Here is a 24937-nt window from a genome sequence, read left to right as displayed (position 1 = left end):
CCGAGGGATGCGCATCAGGTGTCCCGAGGAGCGGTACGCGGGTTTCGTTCGTGGGCGCCCTGCCGACGAGCGCTGCAGCCGTCGGCTGTACGCTCATCGATGCCGGCGACCGGCCGTCGCCGACGCGCAGAGAGGAGCCGACGTGACCGACCCGCTTGCGCATCTCTTCGGGCCGCAGCGACGCACCGCAGGGGCCGCTCGGCGTGGCCGCGCATCGATCGTGTCGGCCGCGCTGGTGGCAGGCGGCGCACTGCTGATCGCCGCCTGCGGGCAGTCGGATGCGGCGCCCGCCACGGCACCCGAGCCGGCGCCGGTACTCGCTCCCGAACCGGCCCCCGCGCCGGAATCCCCAGAGCCGCCGCCAGAACCCGAACCCCTCGCACCGGAATCCCCGCCCGCACCGGAACCCGAACCGCGGCCGGCACCCGAACCGCCACCGGAACCGCCGCCAGAACCCGAACCGCCGCCGGAACCCGAACCGCCGCCGGAACCGGCGCGAGAACCCGAACCGCCCGCACCGGAACCACCGACGGAACCCGAACCGGCGCCGGAGTCGGAACCCGAGCCGCCGTCAGATCCGTACGCCCCGCCGCAGCCCGAAACGCCGCCGGAACCCGAACCGGCACCGGAGCCGGAGCCGTCCGAACCCGGGTTCGAGACACACCCCTCCGATTACACGAGCCGACCGATCTGCGAGGCGGCCGGCTTCGTCTGGTCGGGCGACGACGGTCCCTGCGTGGCAGGCGAATCCGAGCCCAGGGACGAGGACGTTGCCGTCATTACGTCCATCTACGACGCCCCGGGAGCATTGAGGGTTCCCCTGCCCCTTCCCGCCGGCGAACCCGGCGAGATCATCGACATCGAGGAGTTGGAGCTCGGCGACGACTACATCGGCTACCGCATCCTCTACCGCTCCCGCTCGCTGCGGGGCGACGACATCGCCGTCTCGGGGTTCGTGGCCACCCCCGCCGGCGAGCCGCCGCCCGGCGGCTGGCCGCTCGTGGCCTACGCCCACGGCACCACCGGCACGGCCGACATCTGCGCCCCGTCGCACGACGCGGAGGCGGAGATCCTCTCCAACGGCCCGTACCTGGAGGGCTACGCCGTCGTGGCCACCGACTATGAGGGTCTCGGCACGCCCGGTCTGCACCCCTACATCGTCGGCAGGAGCGAGGCCCGGAGCGTGCTCGACAGCGTCCGCGCCGCCCACAACCTCGGGAGCCTGCCGGGCACCGACGGGATGCCGCTCGTCTCGGTCACCGACGGGTTCGTGGTCTGGGGCCACAGCCAGGGAGGCCACGCGTCCATACACACCGGCCAGCACTGGCAGGAGTACGCGCCCGAGCTGCAACTCCTCGGCGTGGCGTCCGGCGCTCCACCCTCGCAGTTCGCGCTGCTCTACGGCGTCCTGCTGGGCGGCCCGTTCCAGGGATACCTCGCCATGGCCTCGGCCGCTTTCGCCGAGGCCTACGACGAGGTCGAGCTCGATCAGGTCTACACCGACGGGGCCATCGCCCTGATGGACGTGCTTGAGACGGGCTGCACGCAAGACGTCTTCGACGTGTTCAACCCGCTGAGCGCCGAGCAGATGCTGAAGGTGGCGAGCCCCCTCGGCGTGTCGCCGTGGGATCGGGTGATCGTCGAGAACGACACGAACCAGGCGCCGGTGCCGGTGCCGCTGCTCATCCTCCACGGCAGCGTCGACGAGCAGATCCCCGCCCTCAGCAGCCAGATCCTGCTGGGACAGCTCTGCGTGCTGGACGGCCAGGGCCCGACCGATCGCATCCTCTACGAGGGCCACGACCACAGCAGCGTGATCGCCGCCCAGCGGGACGACCTCCTCGGCTGGATCGCGGATCGGTTCGCCGGCGAGGCGGCGCCGAACACCTGCGCCTGAGCGCGGGCCCGCACCATGACCGACGACACCGCGCCCGCCGGCGGCGGGCGGTCAGATGCGCCGGGCGAGCCCCTCCCAGTACGGATCCTGCAGCCGTCGCTTGTAGAGCTTGCCGTTGGGGTCCCGGGGCAGTTCTGCAATGAAGTCCAATGAGTGCGGCCTGCGCTGCTTCGCCAACCGCCCCGGCAGGAAGTCCAGGATGGCCCGCCGGGTTCCCTCGCCAGGTTCGACTCCCGGCGCCGGTTCCACCACCGCCTTGATGCTCTCGCCGAGGTCCTCGTCGGGTACACCGAACACGGCGACATCGCCCACCAGCGGGCACTGCTGCAGCACGCCCTCGATCTCCGCCGGGTAGATGTTCACGCCGCCCACGATGATCATGTCGCGGGCCCGGTCGTTGAGGAACAGGTAGCCCTCCTCGTTGAAGTACCCCACGTCGCCGACGGTGAAGAACTCACCCAGCTGGGCGTCGGCGGTCTTCTGTGCGTCGTTGTGGTACCTGAAGCGAAGGCGTTCGGGCATCTTCATGTAGACGGTGCCGCTGCGGCCCGGCGGCAGTTCCCGGCCCTCCGAGTCGACGACGATGACCTCGGTCTCGGGCCAGGGCCTGCCCACCGTGCCGGGGAAGCGCCGCCAGTCGGCAGGAGTGGCGAGCGTCCCGCCACCCTCGGTGGCGGCGTAGTACTCGTAGAGGCAGTCGCCCCACCAGTCCAGCATCCGTTGCTTGGTCTCGACCGGGCAGGGGGCCGCCGCATGGATCACGTGCCGCAGCGACGACACGTCGTACCGGTCCCGCTCCTCCGCCGTCAGCCGCAGCAGGCGGTGGAACATGGTCGGAACCAGGTGGGTGTGCGTGACGTGGTGGCGTTCGATCAGCTCGAGCGTCCCGAGTGGGCTCCAGCGGTCCATGAGCACGACGCTGTGTCCGAGGTGCAGCGACATCGTGGTCCACAGACTTCCGGCGGAGTGGTAGATGGGGGTTGCGCAGAGGAACACGTTGCCGGCATGCGGCTTGATGCCGAACAGCAACAGGAGGAAACCCGCGAAGGCCGCCGACTCGTCGGGATGGCGGATACTCAAGGACCGGCGCACGCCCTTGGGCCGCCCCGTCGTCCCGGAGGTGTACCCCATGATGGAGCCGGTCGTGAGGTCGTCCGGCCGCGTCGCCGGCCAGCCCGCCGTCAACTCCTCGATCGTTCTGAAGCCGCCGACCGTGCCCACTGAGAACGCATGGGGCACGTCGGCGCCGTCCGGCACGCCCGCTGCCTCGACGGCGAAACGCTCGTGGCCGATCAGCACCTTGGCGTCGCTGTCGGTGACGATGTAGGCGATCTCCGCGGCGCTGAGGTGCCAGTTGACCGGTGTGACGTACAGGCCGCTCTGGTAGGCCGCGAGCAGCGAGGCGATCTGCTCCAGCCCGTTGGGCAGCACCGTGACCATCGAGTCGCCCGGGCCGAGACCGAGGGCGCGAAGCCCGTGCGCGTACCGGTTGGTCAGGTCCGCCAACTCCCCGAACGAGGTGCTCCGCCCCTCCGGATCCACCACGGCGAGGCGCTGCGGGTCGGCCTGCGCGATGCTCCAGAAGCCCAGGATGTCGCTCATCACACCTCCTCCGGCAGGCGGCGACCCTACCGCGCCGTCTCGGGGACCGCCGGTCCGCCACCGGCGTTCCGCCGCGGCCGCCTGGCCGTCACTTGGGGGCGACCTGGCTGAGCCTTCGGTTGGACAATGCCGTCGGGCGTGGTTAAGGTTCGCGTCCTGTGGAATTGCTGGTTCCGCTCGCGGCATTCTTGGGCTCGTGCTTGCTTATCGCGCTCCTGGCCTGGTGGTCAGGCGCTTGGCGGTCGGTGCTCAGCGGGGTCAGCGAGGACGCCGACCCGCGCCACGACCCCGAGTTGTTGCTGCGATCCGCCAACGCGGACTGGATCGAGAACCACGAGTTCTGGGAGACCTCGGAGATCGAGGAGATCGCCCTCTGACCGACCCGGTCGTGGCCCGGACGAGGGCCTCGCGAAGCCGGTCGAGATCTCCGCGCCTCAGTTGCCGCTGACAGACGCCTCGAGGTCCAGCAGCAGATCCTTGGCCGCAGTACCGCCCCCGTAGGGTCCGCGACGGCCGTCGGCTCGGACGACCCGGTGGCAGGGAACAACCAGCGCAACAGGGTTGGTCGCCATGGCCGTGCCGACCGCCCGGGCGGCTCTGGGGCTGCCGGCGCTCGCCGCCACGTCTGCGTAGCTGCGTGTGCCTCCGTAGGGGATGGCGGCCGTCACCTCCAGCGCCCGGCGGTAGAAGCCCGCGCTGTCGCGCCAGTCCACCTCCACGTCGAAGCCCCGCAGCCTGCCGGCGAAGTAGTCGTCGAGTTGCCGCCGCATGCCGTCCAGGGGCGCGGCGGCCACCGTCACACGGGGTGACACCGTGACGGCCATGGTGGCGGCCAACTCCTCGACGTCGCCGTCGGCGCGACCGGCGACGCCGGGCGGCAGGAACGTGAGCCGCCGCAGTCCCGCCTCGGTGAGGGCCAGACCCAGGCGGCCGACGGGACTGTCGGTGTCCCACACCCAGACCGCCTCGGCGCCCGCCGCCGGGACCCCGCTCCCTGGATCGACTCCGCCGATTGCTCGACGGGCTGCTCTTCCGTTCGCAATTTCGGCCATGCGCCGACCATAGCCGGGGAGCGGCGACGGTCCTGACGCGAACGGATGCCGCAGCGCGAGGCGGCCCTCGGCGCGGTCAGCCCCGCCGGGAGCCGCGCTGGACCGCGATGTCGGCAACCCAGCGGCCGTCGGTCTCGACACCGCTGAGCACCTCCGTCGCCGCCATCAGGAACCGCAGCACCTCGGCAACGCCGACGCCGTCGGGCAACTCGAACACGAGCCCCCGCCGGACGTGGTCCTGGCGCACCGTCCAGGCCTGTGGCACGTCCACGCCGTTCTCGGCCAGGCGGCGCACCGCGAAGCGGCCGGTGGGGTGCGATATGCCGATCGTGGCCCGCACGGTGCTCCGGCCGCGCCGGTGCTGCGGCACCCAGGTGGCCTGCGGGATCTCGGGACCGCGGGCGGAGAACATCCGCCCCAGCGGGGAGGTGGGCGGCCGCTCCTCGTCCTCCACCCAGGGCAGCAGGTTGAGCCAACCCCTGCCGTCGCCCCGCACGGCCAGGTCCTCCATGCACGAGAGAATCTCGGCAGTGTCCTCGAAGGTGAACATGACGCCGGTGTGGTCCACGGCCATGGCGCGATGTTGTCACACCCGACCGCCACCACCTGCGCCACACCGCTCCTGCTCGGGCCTGTCGGGGCGGACCGGCCGGTACCGTACGGTCACGTGGAGCTGCTTCTGATCCGTCACGCCCTGCCCCAGCGGGTGGAGAACACCGACGGACCCGCCGATCCGGGCCTCACCGACGTGGGCCGCGAGCAGGCACGACGCCTGGCGGCCTGGCTGGCGGGCGAAGAGATCGATCACGTCGCCGCCAGCCCCAAGCTTCGGGCGGTCGAGACGGCTGAACCCTTGGCCGCCGAGCGGGGCCTCGAGATCGAGACGGTGGAGGGCTTCTCGGAAATCGACAGCGGCAGCACCACCTACATCCCCTACGAGCAGATGCGGCGGGAACGCCACGAGATCTGGCGCCACCTGCGCAGCGGGCGCTGGCGGGAGGCCGGATTCACCGATCCGGAGCTCTTCCGCGACGACGTGGCGAAGACCTTCGCGGCCTGGGAGGCCGAACACAGCGACCAGACCGTCGCGGTGGTGGCCCACAGCGGGACCGTCAACGCCCTCGTGAGCCACCTCCTGGGCATCGAGAACGTGTTCTTCTTCAGCTTGGAGTACACGGGCCTGTGCCGGCTGCGGCGCAACTTGCTGGGCGGCATGCACGTGTCGTCGCTGAACGAGACCGCCCACCTGCACACGGCTCGCGACACCCTCGACCCACTTCCGGCGCCGTGAGCACGCCGGAGCTGCGACCGGCCCGCCCGCTGCGGGTGCTGGCGCTGGCCAAGCAGATCCCTGTTTTCGAGGACATGCGGCTCGGACCCGACAACCGGCTCGTGCGCGACGGGCAGGTGCTGCACATGAACGACTACTGCCGGCGCGGGGTGGCCCAGGGCCTGCAGATCGCCCGCGCCGGCGGCGGCACGCTCAGCGTGCTGACCCTGGGACCGCCCTCGGCGGACACGGTTTGCCGGGAGGCCATCGCCTTCGGCGCCGACGCCGGCTTCCACGTGACCGATCCGGCGTTCGCCGGATCCGACACCCTGGCCACCGCACGGGCGCTGGCCGCCGCGGTGGAACATCTCGGACCCTTCGACCTGATCTTCGCGGGGCGGAACAGCGTCGATGCCGACACCGGCCAGGTGCCGCCGCAGCTCGCCGAGTTGCTGGGGCTGCCCTTCGCCTGCGGGGTTCGCCGGCTGCGCCTCACCGGCGAGCGGCTGTCGCTGCTCCTCGAGCACAACGACGAGTGGTTGGACGCCGAGTTGGATCTCCCGGCGCTGCTTTCGTGCGCCGAGCGGCTGATCGATCCCTGCAAGATCAAGGATCCCGCAGTCTGGGCGGGGGTCGACGGCTCGCGCATAACGACGATCGACGCAGCCGAGTTGGGGCCCGGGCCGTGGGGCGCCGCCGCCAGCCCCACCTCCGTCGGGCCGATCTGGACCCTGAAGATCGACCGGCGACGCGAGGTCCTGTCCGGCGGCCTTGCCGAGGCGGCCGACCGGGCTATCGCGGTCTTGGAGGATCGGGGGGCGTTGGTGCCCACCGGCGCCCCGGAGGTCGCCCGCGGCTCCGGGTTGGTCGTCGAGTTGCCGGCGGCCCAGAACGGCGGCCTCGCCGTCGGCGTTCTCATCGAGCCGGCTCGTGACCGGCACTCCCGGGAGTTGCTGGGAGCCGCGGCGCGGCTGGCCACCGCCGTCGGCGGCCACGTCGTGGCTCTGGGTCCCGACGCGGGTACCGAGCTCGGCGGCTTCGGAGCCGACGCGGTCCGCCGGGTCAGCGCCGCCGGTGCTGTGCCCGCTGACGGCCACGGGGGGCTCACCGAGGAGGACGTCGCCGGCGCGGTCGGCGACTGGGCCGAAGGCGTGCAGCCCTGGGCGATCCTGGCGCCGAGCACGGCCTGGGGCCGCGAAGTGGCGTCGCGGGTGGCGGCCCGCTTGGCCGCCGGCCTGACGGGCGACGCCGTGGGTCTCTCCTGCGACAATGGTCGCCTGATCGCCGAGAAGCCGGCCTTCGGTGGCTATGTGATCGCCGACATCGCCTGCTCCTCCGCGGTGCAGATGGCGACGGTGCGCGCCGGCGTCCTTGGACTGCCCGAGCCGCGCCGGACGCCGGAGGTGCCCGTGACCGAGATCACCGTGACGCCGCGGGAGCGCTTGCGGGTGCTGGGGCGCAGGCGGGACGACGACGGCGACCTGCTCGCCCACGCCGCGGTCGTGATCGGAGTCGGCGTGGGCGTGGACGTGGACGACTACGAGCGCCTCCGGGCCGACGCCCGCAAGATCGGCGCCGAACTGTGCGCCACCCGCAAGGTGACCGACGTCGGCGCCATGCCTCGGGCCCGCCAGGTGGGGATCACCGGCCACAGCATCTCGCCCCGGCTGTACATCGCCATCGGCCTGTCGGGGAAGTTCAATCACACCTCCGGCGTGCGCTCGGCAGGCAGCATCGTGGCCATCAATCCCGACCCCGAGGCGCTCATCTTCGACTGGTGCGATGTGGGGTTCGTGGCCGACTGGCGCGACGTGTTCGACGAGCTGATCCCGCGCCTGGAGGCCGCCCTGACGGTCTGAGCGGGACGGCGGGGCGCTCCGGACCTAGCCCTCGACCTCCTTCGGCATGGCCTTGGCGGCGTACTTCCGCCAGTTGTCCTGCAGGGCGTCGATGAGTTGCTGCACGAACAGCGGCGACATGTGGATCCGCTGGACCACGACGCCGTTGCGGGGCTCGACGCCGTCGAAGTTCATGCGCACGAAGTCCAGAGTGAACTCGTAAGGACTGTGGGTGACGGCGGCGAAATTGGCCCAGCAGCCCCCTTCCAACTCCGGCGGCAGCCGGATCGGCACCTCGCGCTTCTTCTCACCCTCCGTCGACATGTCGACCTCCCCTCCTCGCGCTCGATAGCGGCCGAGCCATAGCATCGCAGACTCGGCGACGGTGCCTGGACCGGCGCCTCCGCCTCGGAGCACCGTACCGGTCCCACCCGAGGCGTTCGGCAGCCACCATGCGGACGCCTTGCTGAGCATGGGGCGCCACAGAGCCTCGTCCAGGGTCTCGAAGCCCGTGCCGGGCACGGTCGCCTCGTCGTAGGACCGGAACCGCGCCTGCCCTCGCCGCTGCGACAGACGCAACCGTTCGTCACTTGACGTGCTCGCGAAGCGCGAAGCCCTCAAGAATGCCGGCCGCATACGATGGAGCGACCTCGACCACATCACACCTCGCTCCAAAGTGCGCCGGAAGATGGCCAGGTTGCGTCTATGCCACCGCAGTACGCCGGCGACGGGTGATCGTGACGGCGGCTCTCCTCACAACTCCGCCTGCCCCAGCGCGATCCGGACCACGGTCCCCACGCTCGTGCTGCTGCTCTTGGAGCACGAGTCCGCCCCGCCCTGCCGGAACAGCACCGCCACACCGCCGCTCTCCACTGCGACCTCCGCGCCGTAGTTCGACACCTGCACCGCCGACCACAGTCCGAAACCGCGGAACTGCTCGCCTGTCGACGTGACGCCCGGCTGAACGGCGTGCAGGAGCAGCTGCGTACCGCTCAAATCGGGGAACGACTCACGCATCGTGCCGTGAATTCCGGGACCGCTGTCCGCGATGACCACTGATCTGCCGCTGCGGTCCTCCTCAATCGAAACCTCTCCCGACCCGGCCCAGTCCGACACGTTGTCGGCGCTCTCACAAACGGCTCTGCGCAGCGCGTCCCGCAGACCGCCCGGCTTGAGACGCAGGCGGCTCATGGCCGCGTCGGCGGCCCGGTCGGCGGACGACCTGCTGTCCACCCGGTAGGCCGCTATGCGGGCGCTCATGCAGTGGGTGCCCGGATCGAGCTGCGCGCGATCGGCAGGAGCCCCTCGATGACCCATTCGGCGCCCTCGATGGCGTCGGCCCCGAGTTGGGGGGTCTTCCGCTCGCCGCAGGAGGCCCACTGCCAGTAGCGGTCGGTCTCGCGCTTGCCCGCCATCAGGAACAGCGTCGGCACCCACACGCCCTCGTGCTCGCGGGCGCCCGAGAACACCACGCACGGCAACTCCGGGTGCGGCTCGGCGACGACGGTCCCCGGACCCCCTTCGATCCAGGTCAACTGACCCGCTCCGGCGATCATGTCCCCCAGCCAGCCGGCCGCCTCCTGCTCGGCCTCCTCCCGGCTCGACATCCCCGCAGCCAAGAACACCTCCGGCTCAACCGGCACGAACGGAGGCTTCGTCAACATCTCGGCACCGGCGCCGAGGTCGTGTACGGCCGGCAGGGCGTCGGGCGCGCCTCTGACGTCGCCCGGACCGGCATCCCGCCCCCCGGCGTCGCTATGAGCCGCGTGGGCCTCGTCAAAGACGCGCACGGAACCGAGTGTGACAGCACCCCGACCCAGCGTCAACGCCCGCCGCGCCATGCCCGGCCAGCGCCCGGCGCGGCCGAATCAACGACAGCGGCGCGAACGAGCCGATCGGTATTCCAGCAGCGCCGACCGGACCACGGGATCGACTATGCGGACTATCGCCTCGGCGCCAGCGGCGCACGGTCGAACTCAACCGCCTACGCGCCCCGACCCGACTACTCGGCCGGCTCCGACGCCAGCGCCCAGATCCGCTTCAGCGGTAGTTCAGCGCGCCACTCCTCGTCCAAGCGCTCGTAGTTGCGCAGGATCGCGTCGAGCAGATTTTCGGCATCCCAAACCCTGACCCGGAAGAACTGGCTCCGCAACTCCCGTCGCGCGACCCGATTCACGCCTCCCCAAGCGACGAGTAGCGCCTGTTCCGCACCGTGCGTGGTGAGAACACCGTGGAGTTCGCGAACAACTGTCGCAGGGACCGGTGCCGGACTCGACTTCACCTGCACGATCAGCTTCGGAGGATCAAGACCAAGTGGACCCCGACCGGCGAAGATGTCGATCCCGCCGTCCGGGCCGGGGAGCGAGACCTCGGTGAAGAAGCCCTCGGCGTCGAGGACCGCCGCCACGAGGTCGGAGAGGCGATGACCACCGAACTGCTCGGCGATGCGCGCTTGGATCTGATCGCGCCCCAGACGCTCAATGTCAATACTCGACTCGGAGGAGTCAGTCGCGTCAACATCGTCGCCGTCGACCGACTCGAGACCGACGAGTCGTGAACCAGGGTCAGCGCCAGTCTCGAGAACTTGTTGCAGGCGCCGCGCGGCGTCGTTTTCTGGACCCGATAGACGGTTCCGCCAGCATTGAGCGAGGCAGAAGATCCTCTCCAATCGCCGTTCGGGGCACATCGGTCCGCTTCCAGTCAACTGCGATCCAGTGCCGCATGTGGGAATCCAAGTCGCGCCGATACTCGTAGCCCCTCGTCGCAATGCCCAGTGCGACCTGCGGCCTCCCCTTCAACGGAAGAATCACCAGATCTCCCGGCTTGACCTCAGAACGGAAGGCCCAAAGCTGACCCGTTACCTTCCATCGTTTCGCGTCGGGATCATCCGGATACGCCTCACGGACGATCTGCCTCAATCGATCCTGATCGGTGGCCTCGGTGAGATCCGGGACCGGACGGAAATCAATGCCAGCAAGTCCGTTCTCGAGAACGAACTCCTCATGCTCTCCGTGCTTGCCCGCTCGTATGAGCCACGCGGTCGGGGCATCATCCATCTGTCCCTCCTCCTTCCGTCAGCCCGGTCAGACGTCCGGGTCCTACCCGACATCCGGCAACGAGGCAACCCGCTCGGCCTCTCACCGATCGCCCCGAAGACGGGTGCGGGGAGCCACAGTCACGCGGCCGGCGAAGTAGCATGGACACCACTCGACGGTTTCACGAATAGTGGTCGCAGTGATCCAGGTTGGCCTGAACCGGCGTGGACAGGAACCCGGCCACGGTGAAGGTGGCTTCGCGACGCTCTGCGGTGACGATCCGCAACTCCTGCGCATCTTCTAGTAGGGCAAGGAACGGCCCGGGTTCTGGCACCATGAGACGGGCGTCGCCACCGTCAGCGAGCCACCACGAACCCGTCGGCACCCGTTCGCCGTCGATCCAGAGCGAGGCGACGTGGTCGCCACCGATGTCGTGTTGCCACTGAATCAGTGGACCCGACCGCTCGCGGTGGAAGCAGGATGACAGCAGTTTGGCACGCAGATGATGATTCTCCGAGTCCGCGAAATCGTTGAATGGGTAGGCGTATGAGCCCACCCAACTCATTGTGACGCCGGGCTCGCACGAGGGACAGGTCGGCTGCCAGGCCACCCATTGGAGATCGTCTCGGTCGGGCTCGCCGTAGGTTGAAGCGTTGCCGCCCACGTATGGGGTCCATCCCTCCGGGGGTGCGCTCAACTCGATCTCGGGCCGATGGGCCAGCGTGTCCGGCACCGTCGTCGCCGGAGCGCTCCCCGCAGCCGATCCCGGCACAGGATCCGCTGCCGGCGGCGGCGGAACCTCGACCGGAGCAACGGTCTGCACCCCGGCGGCCGGCGGTGACGGGGCGGCGACAGGCGGATTCGACCCGCCAGGAGAGTCGGCGGAGTCTCCGTCGCGCCCGATGTTTGAGAGCAGCACGAATAGGAGGACGACTCCGGCCGCGATCATCAGCGCGGCGCTGCGCAACTCTCGGCCCTTCGGACTCGCCGATCGCCGGTGCGCGTGCCGGGAACCGGCCCGAGCGGGACGCTGCCGTGGACGGCGCGGCCCGTCGTAATCACGTCGCGTAGGACTCGCCGACTTCTGGGGCGGGTACCGGGAACCCCTCCGAGCGGAACCCTTCTCTGGACGGCGCGGCCCGTCGTAATCGCGTCGCATCGGCGCAGTACCCGTCCAGACGCGGGGTGACCCTGCCTTCGTCGCCCCGAGAAGTCCGAGGAGCCGGTCCTCGATCGCCCAGCTCTCGTCCATCACCTCATGGATCTCGGCGCGGAGCCGCCGATGCTCCGAGGGATCGGCCAGCGTCAGCATCTCGACGTTTTGCAGGAGTCCCTGGCGGGTCAGGTTGGCCGAACCGACTAGGATTCCGCCCGCGATCCCCGCGTTCGGGTCGGGCTCCACCATCCACGTCTTGGCATGCGCCGTTCGGTGGCCGCCATGCTTCCTGTACCAATTGCGGACTGACACATCGGGGCGCTGGACGAACCTGATCGCCGCCCGGCGGTCGTCCTCGGAGTACTTGGCGAACCCCGTTCTGGTGTCGCCGATCAGCAATGTGACCGGACGCCCGCGGGTTCGCTCGTTCAGCCAGGCGAGCCCGAACGCCGAGGCGAACCCTACGGTCACCCAGAGCGGCCCCGACGGGTTCTCGCGAAGGAATCGCTCGATCCGGTCCGCTGGCGCGCTCATGGGCGCATCTCGGTGAAGCCCGCGGCTGTGAAGTCGTTGTCGAACGCGAGGGCCTCGCGGAGGCGGCGAGTGCGCATCACCTCGAAGCTCGTGGCGTCGACGAAGGAGTACTCCCGCTCGTCGTGACGGCGGAGCCAGTCCCACGCCCTGGATTCCTGCTCTGCGGTGACCGCGTGCAGCTTCAGCCTGCGGGCCGACTGAAGGACCGCCAGGCGATCCAGGAACCCGACGGCCGTCCGATGACCGTCCTTGCGGCGCAGGAACGCCCAAGTCTCACCGACGACGAGATTGGTCGTCAGGACCTGCTCACCGGCACCGATACGAGCGAGCACCGCCAACGCCTCACGATGACGGGCGTCGCCGGGAAGCGCCCAGGCGACCCACCAACTCGTGTCGGCGAATTTCACGACCCGTAGACGACCTCGTCGATCTCGCCCGGTCGGGCACTGATTCCCCTGCTCCCGAATCCGGCCAAGTCGCTCCAGGCGTCGCCACGCGCATCGATCCGTCCGGCAGGCAGGACGGCGGAAAGGCCGCGCCGGATCAACTCGGACTTGGAAATCCCCAGCCGGCGCGCCTCAGCGGCCGCCTCGGCGTCGAGTTCCTCGGGAATCGTGATCGTCACAGCCTTCACGCACACAGCATACATAGCCATCGTGACCTCGACTACATATGAACCTGCACCGGCACGTCACCGATCATCGCCGACTCACGGCCCGCCGATCACGCTCCGGGCCGGGTCACGTCCATGACGATCACGGTGAATCACTCGCTGATTCTCCCGAGCCGGATCGAGACGGCTGTGCCAACTCGCGAGCCGGGTGTCCTCTATCAGGTCGCTCAGGACCTGTTGCGCCTCGCTGCCAGGAAGCGAACCGAGTTGGTCGATCACGCTTGTGAGGAACGCAGAGATCCCCTGCGCGGTCGAGATGTAGCCACCCCACTCGGTCGGGACGAAGAGCGGCCCCAGCATCTCGATCAGGACTCGCAACGTTGCCGGCTCACGGCTCTGCGACAGGATCAACCAGACGCTGCGAGCGCGATCACGTCCACTCCCCTGCGCAAACTCGGCCTGATTGCGCAGTAACTCGGCAAGGTGTCGCGCCCGAGCCTCGTCGGTGCTCACGAAGTCCATCAGCCTTGGCAGACCCGGCACGGGCGACAAGGCCGCATCGACCGCCAGCCAACGCACCCGCTGTCCGACGCTCATGCTCTGACTTGAGAGCTTCTCCCCGATCAATCGTTCGAGCGCGGCCGTGTCCGAGTGCTCCAGTGAGTAGTTCAGTGCCGAGTTGAGGAGTCCCTCGAGCTGAGGTAGCCGGTCGCTCGAACCACGAACGGAGAACGACCGCAGCAAACTGAGCCGAACGTCGTGCACCAAGTCGTCGTGGCCGGTGATGGCGGAGAGATCGGTCAGACCCGGCGGGGAATCCTCGCCCCGACGGATCCCTGCGACCGCACACCGCTGCAGGACGTCGAGCACCAGCGCGGGATCCTGAGCGAGCCAGCGATCGTGCCAGGAGGGCCGGTCTGGATTCGGAACGCCCGGCAGGGTGCAGTAGTGGATCGCCAATGCCCTGCGCTTCGCCGATTCGGGCAGAGAGTCGAGCGATGTCGGACTCTCCTCGTCAAGTATGTGCAGACTCGCCAGCACCGGGTACGCCAGCCATGACTGCTTCGACTCCGAGTGCAGCTTGATGGTCTCATCAACTTCCGGAACGTCGTCGCGCCACACAGCGCTTCGCAGGGCCGTGAGCGCGGCGTCGACGGCAACCTCGTCGTCGCCGATGAAGTCTGCAACTCGTTGCTGAGGGTGCGCCTCGGCGTCGGATTCGGAGAACCGGCCGAGATACTCAGCCGCCAAAGTGTGCAGATCCGGTGCCCGGAGGCGGTTCTGGCGGGTGCCTGCTTCGTGTGAGCGAAGGTATTGCGACCATTCGTCCCGGCGCTGAGCAGCAGCATCGGCGAGAAGGTCCGGCACGTTCATGCCGACTCCGCCTCGAACCAGTGATCGGCGGGCACAGACAGGAACTCGTGCAGCGGCACGCCGGCGTCGCCCACGATCACTGTTCCGCGGGGATGGAAGCGCCGCTCGAACTCTGCGACGCCCGCCGTCGCGGGCGAGTCACTTCCGCTCTTCACCTCAATCCCGACGACGTGGGGACCCCTGACGAGAACGAAGTCCACCTCGTTGTGGCGCTCGCGCCAGTACCTCACGGCGGTGCTCGGCGACGCTGTGTTGGCCAGGTGCGCCCCGACCGCGCTCTCGGCCAAGCGACCCCGGAAGGTGCGGTCGAGTTGGGCCTCCTCGAACGTGTAGCCGGACACGACGGCCATGAGGGCAGTGTTCAGCACGTTCAGCTTCGGCGTCGACGCCTTGGCCGACACCAGCCGCTCCGTGTGCTTGGAGAATCCCGTCAGCAGCCCGGCCTGCGAGAGGAGTTCGAGGTATCGGGTCAGAGTGGTGGTGTTGCCGGCGTCCTGCAGCTGTCCGACCAGTTTGTTGTACGAGACCACCTCCCCGGAGTAGGCCGCACCCAGGTAGAACAGCCTCCTGAGCAGCGACGGCTTGTCGACCCTTGTCATTGCGAGCACGTCGCGCTCGATGTTGGGCTCGATCAGCGCGCCGCGGACGTAGTCGGCCCACCGTTGGAAGTCACCGATCCTGGACGCCGCTCCCGGATAGCCGCCGAAGAAGACGTAGCGTTCGAGGTCGAAGCCGAACGCCTCGGCCATCTCCGCGTACGACCAGTGCGCGAACCGGATCGGCTCGAACCGTCCTGCGAGGCTCTCCGTCAGCCCGGCCTGCATCAGCAGCGGCGCCGAACCGAGGATCACGACATGGAGCGGGCAGCCGCTCGCCCGGTCGGCGTCCCAGAGACCCTTCACCACCTCCGACCAGCCCCCGATCTTCTGGATCTCGTCCAACACGAGCACAAAACCCTGAGACGACTGCCAAGCGCGGCGCCGGCTGTCCTCCCAGACGGCGGCGAGCCATCGGCTGTCGCGCGGCCCCGGCAAGCGGACCGAGTCGCCAGCTGCATACTCCAGCGGGCGCGGCGCCGCGTGGGTGCCCGGATCGTCGACTGCCTCGAAACGGTCGGGCCGCCAGCTGATCTCAAGCGCTTGGCGGACCGCGGTCGTCTTGCCCGTCTGGCGCGGCCCGAACACCGCCACGAGCCGCTCCGGCGGCTCCGCCAGCCGCTCTACGATCGTCGCCACCTGAGGTCGCCGGAACTCGCTCACGACCACATAATACAGGACCTGATTACTCGTCTGAGTAATCCTACTCAAGATAGTAATCAAGAGCGGAGACACTCGCGCAAGGGGCTTAGCGGCGAGGACGGGCGAGGTGCCCGCTGAGGCCGCTGTAGCTTGGCACACATGGCCACCAAGGACGACCTTCCCACGTCGTTCGACTTGCTGCTCCCAACCCTTCAGGCAATCGAGCGGTTGGGAGGGTCGGCGCAGACACGGCAGTTGCGGGAGGCGGTTCTCGAGACGCTCAACCCATCCGAGGAGATGCTCGCGCTCAGGTATCCGAGGAGCGGAGACTTCATCCTCCTGGACCGGACCAGTTGGGCCCGCTCCGAGTGCAAGACGTTCGGAACTTTGGAGCAGCCCCGGCGAGGTCTGTACCTGCTCACGGCTCTGGGACGCGAGATCCTCGTCCTGCCGGAAGACCGAGCCGTTGAGAGACTCAGGGATCTGCAACGCGCGGCCGAGGCCGCCTACAGGCGTTCGGCCGCGTCCAAGCCTCAACAAGACGACACGACCGAGGATGACGACGCTCCGCTACCCGAGGAGCCGGAGGAGCCGACGGAATGGCGCGATGCGCTGCTGGATCGGCTTCATCGGATGTCGCCGACGGCGTTCGAGCACTTCGTGCTCTACCTGTTGCGCTCGTTCGATCTGGAGTTGGAACACACAGGCGGTTCCGGCGACGAGGGGATCGACGGCATCGGTGTGGCCCCGATCTCACCTGTGCTTTCAGCGAAGGTCGCCGTTCAGGTGAAGCGGTACAACCCTGCCTCGCCAGCGGGAATCGGGCGGCAGGAGGTGGCGCTGTTCCAGCGGGACGCCGAGGTGACCGGGGCGGAGCGGGCCATCATGGTGACCCTCGGGCGCTACACGCCGGCGGCGCGCAAAGCATCACAGGCCACGACGCCGATGGTCGATCTGATCGATGGCGAGAAACTCTGTGATCTCGTCCGTGAGCAAGAGGTGGGCATCCGGACCGTTCCGCAGGTCGTGCCGGAGTTCTTCGACCGATTCGAGTCCGCCGGCTGAGTCCCGGCAATCCCCCATTCGGCCGCTGCCAGACCGGCTGCGTCAACCCTGCCACGATCGCGGGCTGCGGCGGGGCTATTCGCCGGTGTATTTGGGCTTTCGCTTTTCGACGAAGGCCTCGACGCCTTCGCGGAAGTCGGCGGTGGTGCGCAGGAAGCCGTAGGCGAGGCCCTCCAACTCCAAGCCGACCGGCAGCGGGCCGTCGTAGGCCTGGTTGAGGACCCGCTTGGCCATGCGGAGCGCCAGGGCGGGCAGGGCGGTGAGTTCGGCCACGAGGCCGTCGGTGGCCGCTTCGAGTTCGGCTCGGGGCACGACCTCGGACACCAGTCCGACCGCTCGGGCCTCCTCGGCGCCCATGCGCCGGCCGCGCATCACCATGTCCTTGGCGCGGCCGAGGCCGATCATGCGGGCGAGCCGCTGGGACCCTCCGCTGCCGGGGATCATGCCGATGGAGACCTCGGGCTGGCCGAGCTGCAGGTCATCGGCGGCGATGCGGAAGTCGCAGGCCAGGGCGAGTTCCAGACCCACGCCGAAGGTGAAGCCGTGCAGCTGGGCGACAACCGGTTTCGGGCAGCGCTCGGGGGCGGCCACGTTGTGGTGCAGGCGGGTCAGCACCTCCGGGGAGGCCTCCAGGAAGCCGGCGATGTCTCCCCCGGCGGTGAAGGCCCGCTCCCCCGCCCCGGTGAGAACGACCACCCGCACGTCGGGGTCGCGACCGCAGGCCTCGAACAGCGCCGAGAGGTGCTCGCGCGCCAGCATCGAGACGCGGTTCAGCTTCCCCGGCACATCCAGCGTGATGGTGGCGGTGCCGCGGTCGGCGTCGCGCTCGAAGCGCAGGCCGTCGAGTTCCTCGGGATAGGTCATCTGGTCAGGTTCATTCCTTGCCACGCCGTCGACCTCCTTCAGCGACCTCTCAGCCTGAATCCACCGACGGGGTGGGGTGTTCGGGCCGAACAAATCAGCAGTCTCCTAGCCTCCCGATCCGTCCTCGGAATGGGTGTCGTCGTCTCCGGAGTGGGCGTCGTCGGCTCCGGGGCCGCGGACGGCGTCGATCTCGGGACGGAGGGCGTCCGCGGGCACGAGTCCGAGATCCCGGAGCCGGCTGAACGCGTAGTTGTGCGTCTCGGTCTCCTGGTCGGTGATATAGACCGACGGCACGATCCAGTCGTGCGCCTCGACGTAGTCGGTCAACCAAGCGATCTCGGCATCGGTCTCCACGGAGAAGTGGTGGGGGTAGTCCGCCACGATCTGCGACTTGTGTTCCTGCCAGGCGGCGAGGCCCTCCTCCCACAGGCCCAGAAGAGCGTCGACCGCCTCGTCGTTGACGTCGTGCCATGCCTTGTCAGTCATGAAGACGTCGGCGATGGTCCCCACGTCCCCGGCGGATCCGGCACCGCCGTAGACGGTGGCCAGGATGTACTCGGTGACGATCTCTGCGGCCGACCTGCCGTCGTATAGCGCCCGTAGTCGCCCGCTGCTGAGAAGCGGCACGCTGACGTCGGGGGCGCAGATGCAGGCATCCACGTCGCCTCGCATCGCGAGGTCGGCAATGCCGGCGGCATCGACGACCACGAGGTCGAAGTCGCCGCCACCGGGGCGGAACTCGAGGCCGTAGCGGAGGTCAGCGATCAGCCCCCACAGCAGCGTCGAGCCGAGGGAGCTCTCCACGGCGATGCGGCGCTCCACGAGATCATCGAGGTTCTCGGCACGCGACGTGCGCCGCACGACCAAGAGACTGCGGTCGGTCGTGTACTTGCCGATGATCACCGGGACGCGTTCGGCCTGCTCCACGAACTGCGGCACGTCGAGGACGTTGATGAGGACCACGTCCGCGTGGCCGCCGACGAAGGCGGCGAACTGGTCGAACGGATGGCTGACCTCGAAGCGCACGTTGCGGTCCCGCTCCCAGGCGGCGCGGGTGCCGGAGTCCTCGAGCCACTGCCAGATCGGATCGGGCGCCAGGGCCAGGCGCATGACGGCGGGCTCAGCGGTGGGCGCCGCCGGCTCGGCGCCCACCCCGGACGCCGTCGTGGCGGTGGCGAGGTTGGAGGCTCCCCCTCCGCCGCTCCCGGCGCAGCCCGTGGAGGCGAGCGCCACCGCCAGGACGGCGGCGGATGCGGTCCTCCGCACGGGCCTGCGAGCCCTCACGTCCTGCTCGGGCACGGTCACGGCGATGCCCCCTTCGGTCGGCTGGGGGCTGCCGTCACCTCCGCAGGCGACCGCCAGTATGCCGGTCTCCCCGACGGCGGCAACCACCGGTCGGGCGCGCCCCCGGCGCGATCCGCGCCCGGGGGCCGGCGTCGACCCCCGCTGGACCGGCGGGCTCGGGGAATCGGGCGTCATCAGAACCTCGACGTGGTGTGCGGGGCGTCGGCGGCCTCGCGCAGCAGGTAGGCTAACTCGGGCCTCGTCGCCTGTCCGACGGGCGGCTTCGCTGCCTCCTCCCGCAGGACGCGACGAAGGATCTTGCCCGAGGGGCTCTTCGGAAGCGAATCGGTGAACCGGTAGCGGCGGGGACGCTTGAAGCGGGCCAGGCCGGCGGACTCCAGGCAGTGGGCGTCCAGCCGGGCCGCGGCGGCGTCATCGCCGGCTCGGGCGGCTTCGTCGTCGAGCACCACGAAGGCGGTCACCGCCTGGCCCCAGCGGTCGTCGGGCAGGCCCACCACCGCCACCTCCCGCACACCCGGCGCCCGCTCCAGCACGTCCTCCACCTCGAGGGGGTGGACGTTCTCGCCGCCGCTGATGATCATGTCGTCGATCCGGCCGACCACCCAGAGGTTGCCGTCGTCGTCGAGGCGGCCCAGGTCACCGGTGAAGTACCAGTCGCCGCGGATCGCCTTGGCGTCGGCGTCGGGGCGGTTCCAGTAGCCGGCGAAGGCCTCGTCGGAGCCGAGATGGCAGATGATCTCGCCGGTCTCGCCCGGTTCTGCCTCGTCGTCGGGGCCGGCGGCGGGCTCGGGCCGGACCAGCCGCAGCCGGGCGTTGGTGGCGGGGCGGCCCGCGCAGCCGGGGGCCGCACGCTGGTCGAAGTGGACCGAGTAGGTGTACACCTCGGTGGAGCCGTAGTGGTTGACGAACACCTCGGGGGCGAACACCTCCACGCAGCGCTCCACCAGGGCGCTGGTCATGGCAGCCCCGGCGTAGGCCAGCGAGTGCACGTTGGACATGTCGGCGCCAGCGAGGTCCGGCGAGTGGACCAGGTCGTGGAACAGCGTCGGTGCGAGATACAGCGAGCCGATGCGCTCCGACTCGATGAGATCCAGGGCTGCGCCCGCGTGCCAGTCAGGCTGGCAGACGTAGCAGCCGCCCGTGATCTGTGCCGCCAGCAGCGTGTGGATTCCCATGGTGTGGTACAGCGGCATCACCCCGAGGGTGCGCTCGCCGGGCCGGTAGCTCTGGTGCAGCGCCTGGGAGAGCCCGCTGGCCCGTTCGGCGGCGTGACTGCGGGGCACCCCTTTGGGCCGGCCGGTGGTGCCGGAGGTGTACAGGAAGATGGAGGTCTCCCGGTCGTCGAGGTCCTCGGGCGCACCGACGGCCTCGCCGGCTGCCAGCAGGCTCTCGTACGGCTCGCAGGGTTGCGCGTCGCCCCCGGAGCAGAACCGGGCCGCCAGTTCGGCCGAGGAACCGCCGCCGCGTGTCCCGACTGCCACGAATCGATCGGACGCGTCCGAGCACGCCCGGGCGTGCTCGAGGCCGACCTCCTCGAACGCCACGACGGTGGCGCCGGAGTCGGCGACGCAGTAGGCCACGTCGGCGGCCGCAACCCGCCACGACAGCGGCACCACGACGGCCCCGAGCCACTGGCAGGCCCAATACAACTCGACAGCCTCCCGGCGATTCTTCAACACGAGGGCCACCCGGTCACCCCGGTCGACGGCCAACGATGCGAGCCCGGAGGCCAGCGCGGCGGCGACCCGCTGCAGGTCCCGATAGTCCAGACGGGCGTGGCCGTCGACCACGGCGTCGGCCTCGGGCGTGCGCTCGGCGGCGTACAGCAGCGAGAGACCCAGGTTCACGCCTGCGCTCCGGTCATCGAGGCGGCACGAGCGGGCTGGTCGCCGAGCACTGGATTCCGGCCTTCGCCGGAATGACGCCGGCCGGAAAGACAGAGAGGTGGGCCGCAAAGATGGAGACGGAGGCCGCAATGACGGGGGGCGGTCGGTCCGCGTGGCATCGGCATCACTCGGCTCCGACCTCCGCGGCGGCGGCGATGGCATCGATGATGGGGGCGTAGCCGGTGCAGCGGCAGAGGTGCCCGGAGAGCATCTCGGCTACCTCGCGGCGGGTCGGGGTGGGGTTGTGGGCCAGGAAGTCCACCGCCGCCATCAGGATGCCGGGAGTGCAGAAGCCGCACTGCAGGGCGAAGTGCTCCCGGAACGCCTCCTGCAGCGGGTGCAACCGGTCGCCGTCGGCCAAGCCCTCCACGGTGCGCAGCTCGGTCCCGTCGGCCTGGGCGGCCAGCAGCAGGCACGAGCGCACGGCCGCGCCGTCCAGGTGCACGGTGCAGGAGCCGCACACCCCGTGCTCACAGCCCACGTGCGTGCCGGTGAGACCCAGCCGGTGGCGCAGGAAGTCCGACAGCAGCAGCCGGTCGGGCGCGGGCTCTCGATAGCGGCGGCCGTTCACGGTGACGGCGATCTCGCGGAGCCCGGTCACGGCACACCCGCCGCCGGAGCCACACATCGGCCCGCTGGCCGGTGGTTGCCGTCGGGACGTGACAAATCCCCGACCCGCGCATACCCGCCGCCCGGTGGATCCGCCGGCGTACTGAGCCAGGAGCCGGTACCTGGGCCGGTCACCCGACGGCCTCCCCTGCCGCTGCCGCCGCGGACTCCCACGCCTGGCGGATCACCTGCTCGCTCAGCAGGCCCACCAGGTGCCGCCGGTAGGCCACCGAGGCGTGCAGATCCTCGAACGGCTCCGCCGCGGCGGCGGCCAGCCGGGCGGCCTCGGTCACCGCAGCGTCGCCGGCCGGGCCGTCCAGGCTCTGACCCACGAGGGCGCCGCCGGCCTCGCCGGCCAGCAGGGGCCGATCGGCGACCGCCCCCAGCCCCAGACGCACCTCGGCGACAGCGCCGTCGCGGCGGCGCAGCGCGCAGGCCGCCATGGCGAGCGCGTAGTCGCCGTGCCGCTGGGCCATCTCGGCGAAGCCGTAACCCCAGCCCGGCGCCGCGGCCGGCCAGCGGACCTTGCTCAGCAACTCGTCGGGCTCCAGCGCGGAGGTGAAGTGGTAGAGGAACAGATCCTCGGCGGCGATGCTGCGCGGGCCGCGCTGCGACTGCGCCAGCACCGACCCGCCGAGGGTGAGCAGCACCAGCGGCAGCTCGCCGCGGGCGTCGGCATGCGCCAGCGAGCCGCCGACCGTGCCCCGGTTGCGGGTCACGAAGTGCCCGATGTAGGGCGCGCAGGCGGCCGCCAGCGGCAGCGCCCGGCGAAGTTGCGGCGAACGCTCGAACGCCGACTGCCGCAGCATGGCCCCGGTGGAGACGGTGCCGTTCCCGGCGTGGACGTCGGCGAGCCCCCCGGTCCGGTTCACGTCCACCAGCACCTCGGGGCGTGCCAAGCGCATGTTCAGCATGGGGACGAGGCTGCAGCCGCCGGCCAGCACATTGGCCTCATCGCCGTGTGTGGCCAGAATCGCCAGCGCCTCTTCCAGGCTCTCCGGGCACCGGTAGTGGAACGGCGGCGGCTTCATCCGCGGTCCCCGGGCACTGGGGCGGAGTCCGACAGCGGGCAAGATCCGCGGGTGCCGCTGGGCACTGGATCCCGGCCTTCGCCGGAATGACATTCAGGCGACGGCATCGCGGCTGAACTCGTCATGGCCGGTCGGCTCCGTCCTCGGACGTGGTGAGCGCCTCCCAGATGCGGGGCGCGGTGAGCGGGAGTTCCAGGTCGTCGATCCCCAGCGCGTCGCAGACGGCGTTCGCCAGCGCCGCCGGGGCGCTCATGGTGTTGCCCTCGCCGAGCCCCTTGGCCCCGAGGGCCGTGAACGGGGACGGGGTGCAGCGATGCAAGATCCGCGGCTCGGGGATCTCCGTTGCGGTGGCGCAGAGGTAGTCCATGAAGCTGCCGGTCAGCAGGTTCCCGTCGGGGTCGTGGACGGTGCGCTCCAGCAGTGCGGGCCCGAGGCCGTGGGCCAAGCTGCCGAGGATCTGCCCGTCGACGAGGCGGGGATGCAGCAGCGTGCCGGCGTCGTGCACGGTGACGTAGTCGAGGACGCGGATCTCGCCGCTGGCGGTGTCCACCTCCACGACCGCCACGTCGACGACGAACCCGTGGGCTGCCGAACCGACGACCCGGTCCGCCTCGTCGGGGGGATCCAGATTGGGAGCCGAGGCGAAGGCGGTGACGGCGAGGCCCGGTTCCAGACCCTCCGGCAGCGACGCGGGGTTCCAGTGCGCCGCACCGGCGAGGCGCCGCAGCGAGACGCCGCTGTCGGGCTGGCCGACCACGCGGGCCTGCCCGTCGCGCAGCTCGACGTCGGCGGGCGCGCATTCCAGCACGTCGGCGGCGATCTGGCGCAGCTTGCCAGCGAGCTGCGCGGCCGAGGTCGCCACGGCGGCGGCTCCGATCCCCGCGAAGCGGGAGGAGTAGTTGCCCGAGGACACCGTCCAGGCGTTGACGTGGGTGTCCATCTCGCTCTGGACCTCCACGTCGGCGGGTTGGAGCCCGAGGATGTCGGCGACCACCTGGGCGGCGACGGTTCGATGTCCCTGTCCCTGCGGCACCGTGGACAGGCGCACCGTGACCCCGCCGAGCGGGTTCATCGCCACCGTGGCGCCCTCCGCGTTGCCCGACTTCGGCAGGCCGCGGCTGCGCTCGGCGGCGGTCTCGGCCAGGGAGATGTACCCCATGTTCGAGATCGACGGCTCCACCACGCACGCCAGGCCGACGCCCAGGCGCACCCCGCCGGTGCTCGTGGCCGGGTCGCGGCGCTCAGTGGCCTGACGGCGGCGGTGGCCGTCGTAGTCCACCGCCGCGAGCGCGTCGTCCAGACACGCCTTGTAGTCGCCGGAGTCGTACAGCCCGCCCGTTGGCGTGCGGTAGGGAAACGCCTCGGGCCGCACGAGGTTCCGGCGGGCCACCGCGACCGGGTCGAGGCCCAAGCGGGTCGCTCCGCGCGCCATGATGCGCTCCAGGGCGAGGTACAGCTGCGGGCCGCCGAAACCCCGGTTCAGACCGGTCGGGCTGCGGTTGGTGTGCACCACGCGATTGCGCACCGCCACGTTCCGTACCCCGTAGGCCCCGGTCAGCGAGCCGTGCATCCGGTAAAGGGTCGCCGGTTCGGGCGCCCGCAGGTAGGCCCCCACGTCCTCGATCACGTCGTAGCGCAACGCCAGCAGCTCGCCGTCGGCGGCGAAGCCGGCCTCCACGTCGGTGATGCGGTGCGTGGCCGACCCTGCCGCCGCGAGATGCTCGACACGGTCCTCGATCCAGCGCACCGGCACGTCGCAGAGCTTGGAGACCAGGCCCGCCAGCACCACGTAGCCGAACACGCCGGCCTTCACCCCGAAGCTGCCGCCGCTGTCGGGCGGCGTGTGCAGGCGCAGCCGGGCGGCCGGCAACCCCAGGGCCCCGGCGGCCACGGTGTGCAGCGTGAACGGCCCCTGGAAGTTGGCCCACACCGTCAGGGAGTCGGCGGCACAGTCCCAGTCGGCGACCACGCCGAAACACTCCACCGGCGTGGCGGTCCAGCGCCCGAAGGGGAACCGGCCCCGCACCACCGCGTCGGCGGCGGCGAGGGCCGTCTCGGGATCGCCGTAGCGGAAGGACCGGTCCGAGACCACGTGACCCGCCTCGGCGGCCGCCTGCGGATCCACGATCGCGTCGAGCGGCTCGTAGTCCACGTCGACCAGTTCGGCGGCGTCCTCGGCCAGGTAGCGGTCCTGCGCCACCACGACCGCAACGGGCTCGCCGGCGTAGCGGGCGACGTCGACGGCCACCACATGGTGCTCGGTGGCACCGCGGATCACCGAACCCAGCGGTCGGCCGACCGCAGCCAGGTCGGCGCCGGTGAGCACCGCCAGGGTTCCCGGCGAGGCGAGGGCGGCCGCCGTGTCGATGCCGCGGATGCCGGCGTGGGCGAACGGCGACCGCACCAGCGCCAGATGCATCGCCCCCGGCACGGGCGACAAGTCGTCGATGAAGCGCCCCCTGCCCCGCAGCAGCGCCTCATCCTCGACCCGCAGGGGGGTCGCGCCGATCCAGCCCCCACCGGCGGTGGCGCCGCTCACGTCGCCGTGCGCGCCCGGGGGCACGTCGC

At 70.3% G+C, this 24937-nt stretch carries 25 protein-coding genes; 6 read left to right on the top strand and 19 right to left on the bottom strand.

Annotated features, from left to right (window positions below; all coding sequences use genetic code 11):
* Window positions 1-142 precede the first annotated feature (142 nt).
* A complete protein-coding gene (locus tag OXG55_10855; GenBank protein MCY4103741.1) occupies window positions 143-1897 on the top strand; it encodes a hypothetical protein in 1755 nt (584 codons plus the stop codon).
* A gap of 51 nt (window positions 1898-1948) precedes the next feature.
* On the opposite strand, the gene OXG55_10850 is transcribed toward OXG55_10855, so the two are convergent.
* On the bottom strand, window positions 1949-3499 hold the full coding sequence (locus OXG55_10850) for an AMP-binding protein (GenBank protein MCY4103740.1): 1551 nt from the start codon (window positions 3497-3499) through the stop codon (window positions 1949-1951).
* A 158-nt stretch (window positions 3500-3657) separates the two neighbouring features.
* On the opposite strand from OXG55_10850, the gene OXG55_10845 reads away from it, so the two are divergent.
* Window positions 3658-3876 (top strand): hypothetical protein, encoded by a 219-nt coding sequence (locus OXG55_10845; GenBank protein ID MCY4103739.1) that lies wholly within the window; start codon window positions 3658-3660, stop codon window positions 3874-3876.
* 57 nt (window positions 3877-3933) lie between these two features.
* On the opposite strand, the gene OXG55_10840 is transcribed toward OXG55_10845, so the two are convergent.
* Window positions 3934-4551: a methylated-DNA--[protein]-cysteine S-methyltransferase gene (locus tag OXG55_10840; GenBank protein MCY4103738.1), complete on the bottom strand. Its 618-nt coding sequence runs from the start codon at window positions 4549-4551 to the stop codon at window positions 3934-3936.
* A 76-nt stretch (window positions 4552-4627) separates the two neighbouring features.
* Window positions 4628-5125, bottom strand: a complete 498-nt coding sequence (locus OXG55_10835; GenBank protein ID MCY4103737.1) for a hypothetical protein — start codon at window positions 5123-5125, stop codon at window positions 4628-4630.
* Window positions 5126-5218: 93 nt separating this feature from the next.
* Here OXG55_10835 and OXG55_10830 point away from each other — a divergent pair, with 93 nt between their 5' ends.
* Both OXG55_10830 and OXG55_10825 read left to right on the top strand, forming a co-directional pair.
* The gene (locus OXG55_10830; protein ID MCY4103736.1) at window positions 5219-5842 is read left to right on the top strand and encodes a histidine phosphatase family protein; all 624 of its coding nucleotides are present in this window, start codon (window positions 5219-5221) and stop codon (window positions 5840-5842) included.
* The gene (locus OXG55_10825; protein MCY4103735.1) at window positions 5839-7680 is read left to right on the top strand and encodes an FAD-binding protein; all 1842 of its coding nucleotides are present in this window, start codon (window positions 5839-5841) and stop codon (window positions 7678-7680) included. Before OXG55_10830 ends, OXG55_10825 begins: the two co-directional genes overlap by 4 nt.
* Window positions 7681-7704: 24 nt before the next feature.
* On the opposite strand, the gene OXG55_10820 is transcribed toward OXG55_10825, so the two are convergent.
* The 4 genes from OXG55_10820 to OXG55_10805 all read right to left on the bottom strand — a co-directional run bounded on the left by OXG55_10820 (window position 7705) and on the right by OXG55_10805 (window position 10066).
* Window positions 7705-7983, bottom strand: a complete 279-nt coding sequence (locus OXG55_10820; GenBank protein ID MCY4103734.1) for a DUF3467 domain-containing protein — start codon at window positions 7981-7983, stop codon at window positions 7705-7707.
* 429 nt (window positions 7984-8412) lie between these two features.
* Window positions 8413-8919 carry an ATP-binding protein gene (locus OXG55_10815; GenBank protein ID MCY4103733.1) on the bottom strand — a complete coding sequence of 169 codons (507 nt, stop codon included), beginning with the start codon at window positions 8917-8919 and terminating at the stop codon, window positions 8413-8415.
* Window positions 8916-9449 carry a hypothetical protein gene (locus OXG55_10810; protein MCY4103732.1) on the bottom strand — a complete coding sequence of 178 codons (534 nt, stop codon included), beginning with the start codon at window positions 9447-9449 and terminating at the stop codon, window positions 8916-8918. The genes OXG55_10815 and OXG55_10810 overlap by 4 nt, the downstream gene beginning before the upstream one ends.
* A 212-nt stretch (window positions 9450-9661) precedes the next feature.
* Window positions 9662-10066, bottom strand: a complete 405-nt coding sequence (locus tag OXG55_10805; protein MCY4103731.1) for a restriction endonuclease — start codon at window positions 10064-10066, stop codon at window positions 9662-9664.
* Window positions 10067-10081: 15 nt separating this feature from the next.
* Here OXG55_10805 and OXG55_10800 point away from each other — a divergent pair, with 15 nt between their 5' ends.
* A complete protein-coding gene (locus OXG55_10800) occupies window positions 10082-10216 on the top strand; it encodes a hypothetical protein (GenBank protein MCY4103730.1) in 135 nt (44 codons plus the stop codon).
* A gap of 7 nt (window positions 10217-10223) precedes the next feature.
* Here the strand turns inward: OXG55_10800 and OXG55_10795 are convergent, their stop codons facing one another.
* The 6 genes from OXG55_10795 to OXG55_10770 form a co-directional block, all read right to left on the bottom strand.
* Window positions 10224-10715, bottom strand: coding sequence for a hypothetical protein (locus OXG55_10795; protein ID MCY4103729.1), 492 nt, complete (start codon window positions 10713-10715; stop codon window positions 10224-10226).
* Between the two features lie 160 nt (window positions 10716-10875).
* Window positions 10876-12384 carry a phospholipase D-like domain-containing protein gene (locus OXG55_10790; protein ID MCY4103728.1) on the bottom strand — a complete coding sequence of 503 codons (1509 nt, stop codon included), beginning with the start codon at window positions 12382-12384 and terminating at the stop codon, window positions 10876-10878.
* Window positions 12381-12791, bottom strand: coding sequence for a PIN domain-containing protein (locus tag OXG55_10785; GenBank protein MCY4103727.1), 411 nt, complete (start codon window positions 12789-12791; stop codon window positions 12381-12383). Before OXG55_10785 ends, OXG55_10790 begins: the two co-directional genes overlap by 4 nt.
* On the bottom strand, window positions 12788-13018 hold the full coding sequence (locus OXG55_10780) for a ribbon-helix-helix protein, CopG family (protein ID MCY4103726.1): 231 nt from the start codon (window positions 13016-13018) through the stop codon (window positions 12788-12790). Before OXG55_10780 ends, OXG55_10785 begins: the two co-directional genes overlap by 4 nt.
* Before the next feature lie 75 nt (window positions 13019-13093).
* Window positions 13094-14119, bottom strand: coding sequence for a hypothetical protein (locus OXG55_10775; protein MCY4103725.1), 1026 nt, complete (start codon window positions 14117-14119; stop codon window positions 13094-13096).
* Window positions 14120-14367: 248 nt separating this feature from the next.
* Complete coding sequence (locus OXG55_10770; protein MCY4103724.1) at window positions 14368-15630, bottom strand: ATP-binding protein; 1263 nt, start codon at window positions 15628-15630, stop codon at window positions 14368-14370.
* Between the two features lie 138 nt (window positions 15631-15768).
* Here OXG55_10770 and OXG55_10765 point away from each other — a divergent pair, with 138 nt between their 5' ends.
* On the top strand, window positions 15769-16674 hold the full coding sequence (locus tag OXG55_10765) for a restriction endonuclease (protein ID MCY4103723.1): 906 nt from the start codon (window positions 15769-15771) through the stop codon (window positions 16672-16674).
* A 75-nt stretch (window positions 16675-16749) separates the two neighbouring features.
* On the opposite strand, the gene OXG55_10760 is transcribed toward OXG55_10765, so the two are convergent.
* From OXG55_10760 to OXG55_10735, 6 genes are all read right to left on the bottom strand, one after another.
* Window positions 16750-17538, bottom strand: coding sequence for an enoyl-CoA hydratase-related protein (locus tag OXG55_10760; protein ID MCY4103722.1), 789 nt, complete (start codon window positions 17536-17538; stop codon window positions 16750-16752).
* A 105-nt stretch (window positions 17539-17643) separates the two neighbouring features.
* Complete coding sequence (locus OXG55_10755; protein ID MCY4103721.1) at window positions 17644-19017, bottom strand: hypothetical protein; 1374 nt, start codon at window positions 19015-19017, stop codon at window positions 17644-17646.
* Window positions 19017-20690 carry an AMP-binding protein gene (locus OXG55_10750; GenBank protein MCY4103720.1) on the bottom strand — a complete coding sequence of 558 codons (1674 nt, stop codon included), beginning with the start codon at window positions 20688-20690 and terminating at the stop codon, window positions 19017-19019. The genes OXG55_10755 and OXG55_10750 overlap by 1 nt, the downstream gene beginning before the upstream one ends.
* 163 nt (window positions 20691-20853) lie before the next feature.
* Entirely contained in the window at window positions 20854-21312 is a 459-nt protein-coding gene (locus tag OXG55_10745) for a (2Fe-2S)-binding protein (GenBank protein MCY4103719.1), read from the bottom strand.
* A gap of 157 nt (window positions 21313-21469) precedes the next feature.
* Entirely contained in the window at window positions 21470-22369 is a 900-nt protein-coding gene (locus tag OXG55_10740; protein ID MCY4103718.1) for an FAD binding domain-containing protein, read from the bottom strand.
* Between the two features lie 121 nt (window positions 22370-22490).
* Complete coding sequence (locus OXG55_10735; GenBank protein MCY4103717.1) at window positions 22491-24932, bottom strand: xanthine dehydrogenase family protein molybdopterin-binding subunit; 2442 nt, start codon at window positions 24930-24932, stop codon at window positions 22491-22493.
* Between the last annotated feature and the right edge of the window lie 5 nt (window positions 24933-24937).

It is taken from the genome of bacterium, assembly GCA_026708055.1.
In the GTDB taxonomy this organism is placed as follows: Bacteria; Actinomycetota; Acidimicrobiia; order Acidimicrobiales; family CATQHL01; genus VXNF01.
Note: the sequence above shows the minus strand (reverse complement) of the source record. Positions and strands in the feature narration are given on the sequence as shown.

Excerpts from the sequence above, each read along its gene's own strand:
- OXG55_10760 (MCY4103722.1), bottom strand. The coding sequence starts at position 17,538 with ATGACCTATCCCGAGGAACTCGACGGCCTGCGCTTCGAGCGCGACGCC.
- OXG55_10800 (MCY4103730.1), top strand. The coding sequence starts at position 10,082 with ATGACCACCGAACTGCTCGGCGATGCGCGCTTGGATCTGATCGCGCCC.
- OXG55_10740 (MCY4103718.1), bottom strand. The coding sequence starts at position 22,369 with ATGAAGCCGCCGCCGTTCCACTACCGGTGCCCGGAGAGCCTGGAAGAG.
- OXG55_10755 (MCY4103721.1), bottom strand. The coding sequence starts at position 19,017 with ATGACGCCCGATTCCCCGAGCCCGCCGGTCCAGCGGGGGTCGACGCCG.
- OXG55_10820 (MCY4103734.1), bottom strand. The coding sequence starts at position 7,983 with ATGTCGACGGAGGGTGAGAAGAAGCGCGAGGTGCCGATCCGGCTGCCG.
- OXG55_10815 (MCY4103733.1), bottom strand. The coding sequence starts at position 8,919 with ATGAGCGCCCGCATAGCGGCCTACCGGGTGGACAGCAGGTCGTCCGCC.
- OXG55_10840 (MCY4103738.1), bottom strand. The coding sequence starts at position 4,551 with ATGGCCGAAATTGCGAACGGAAGAGCAGCCCGTCGAGCAATCGGCGGA.
- OXG55_10835 (MCY4103737.1), bottom strand. The coding sequence starts at position 5,125 with ATGGCCGTGGACCACACCGGCGTCATGTTCACCTTCGAGGACACTGCC.
- OXG55_10795 (MCY4103729.1), bottom strand. The coding sequence starts at position 10,715 with ATGGATGATGCCCCGACCGCGTGGCTCATACGAGCGGGCAAGCACGGA.
- OXG55_10850 (MCY4103740.1), bottom strand. The coding sequence starts at position 3,499 with ATGAGCGACATCCTGGGCTTCTGGAGCATCGCGCAGGCCGACCCGCAG.
- OXG55_10790 (MCY4103728.1), bottom strand. The coding sequence starts at position 12,384 with ATGAGCGCGCCAGCGGACCGGATCGAGCGATTCCTTCGCGAGAACCCG.
- OXG55_10765 (MCY4103723.1), top strand. The coding sequence starts at position 15,769 with ATGGCCACCAAGGACGACCTTCCCACGTCGTTCGACTTGCTGCTCCCA.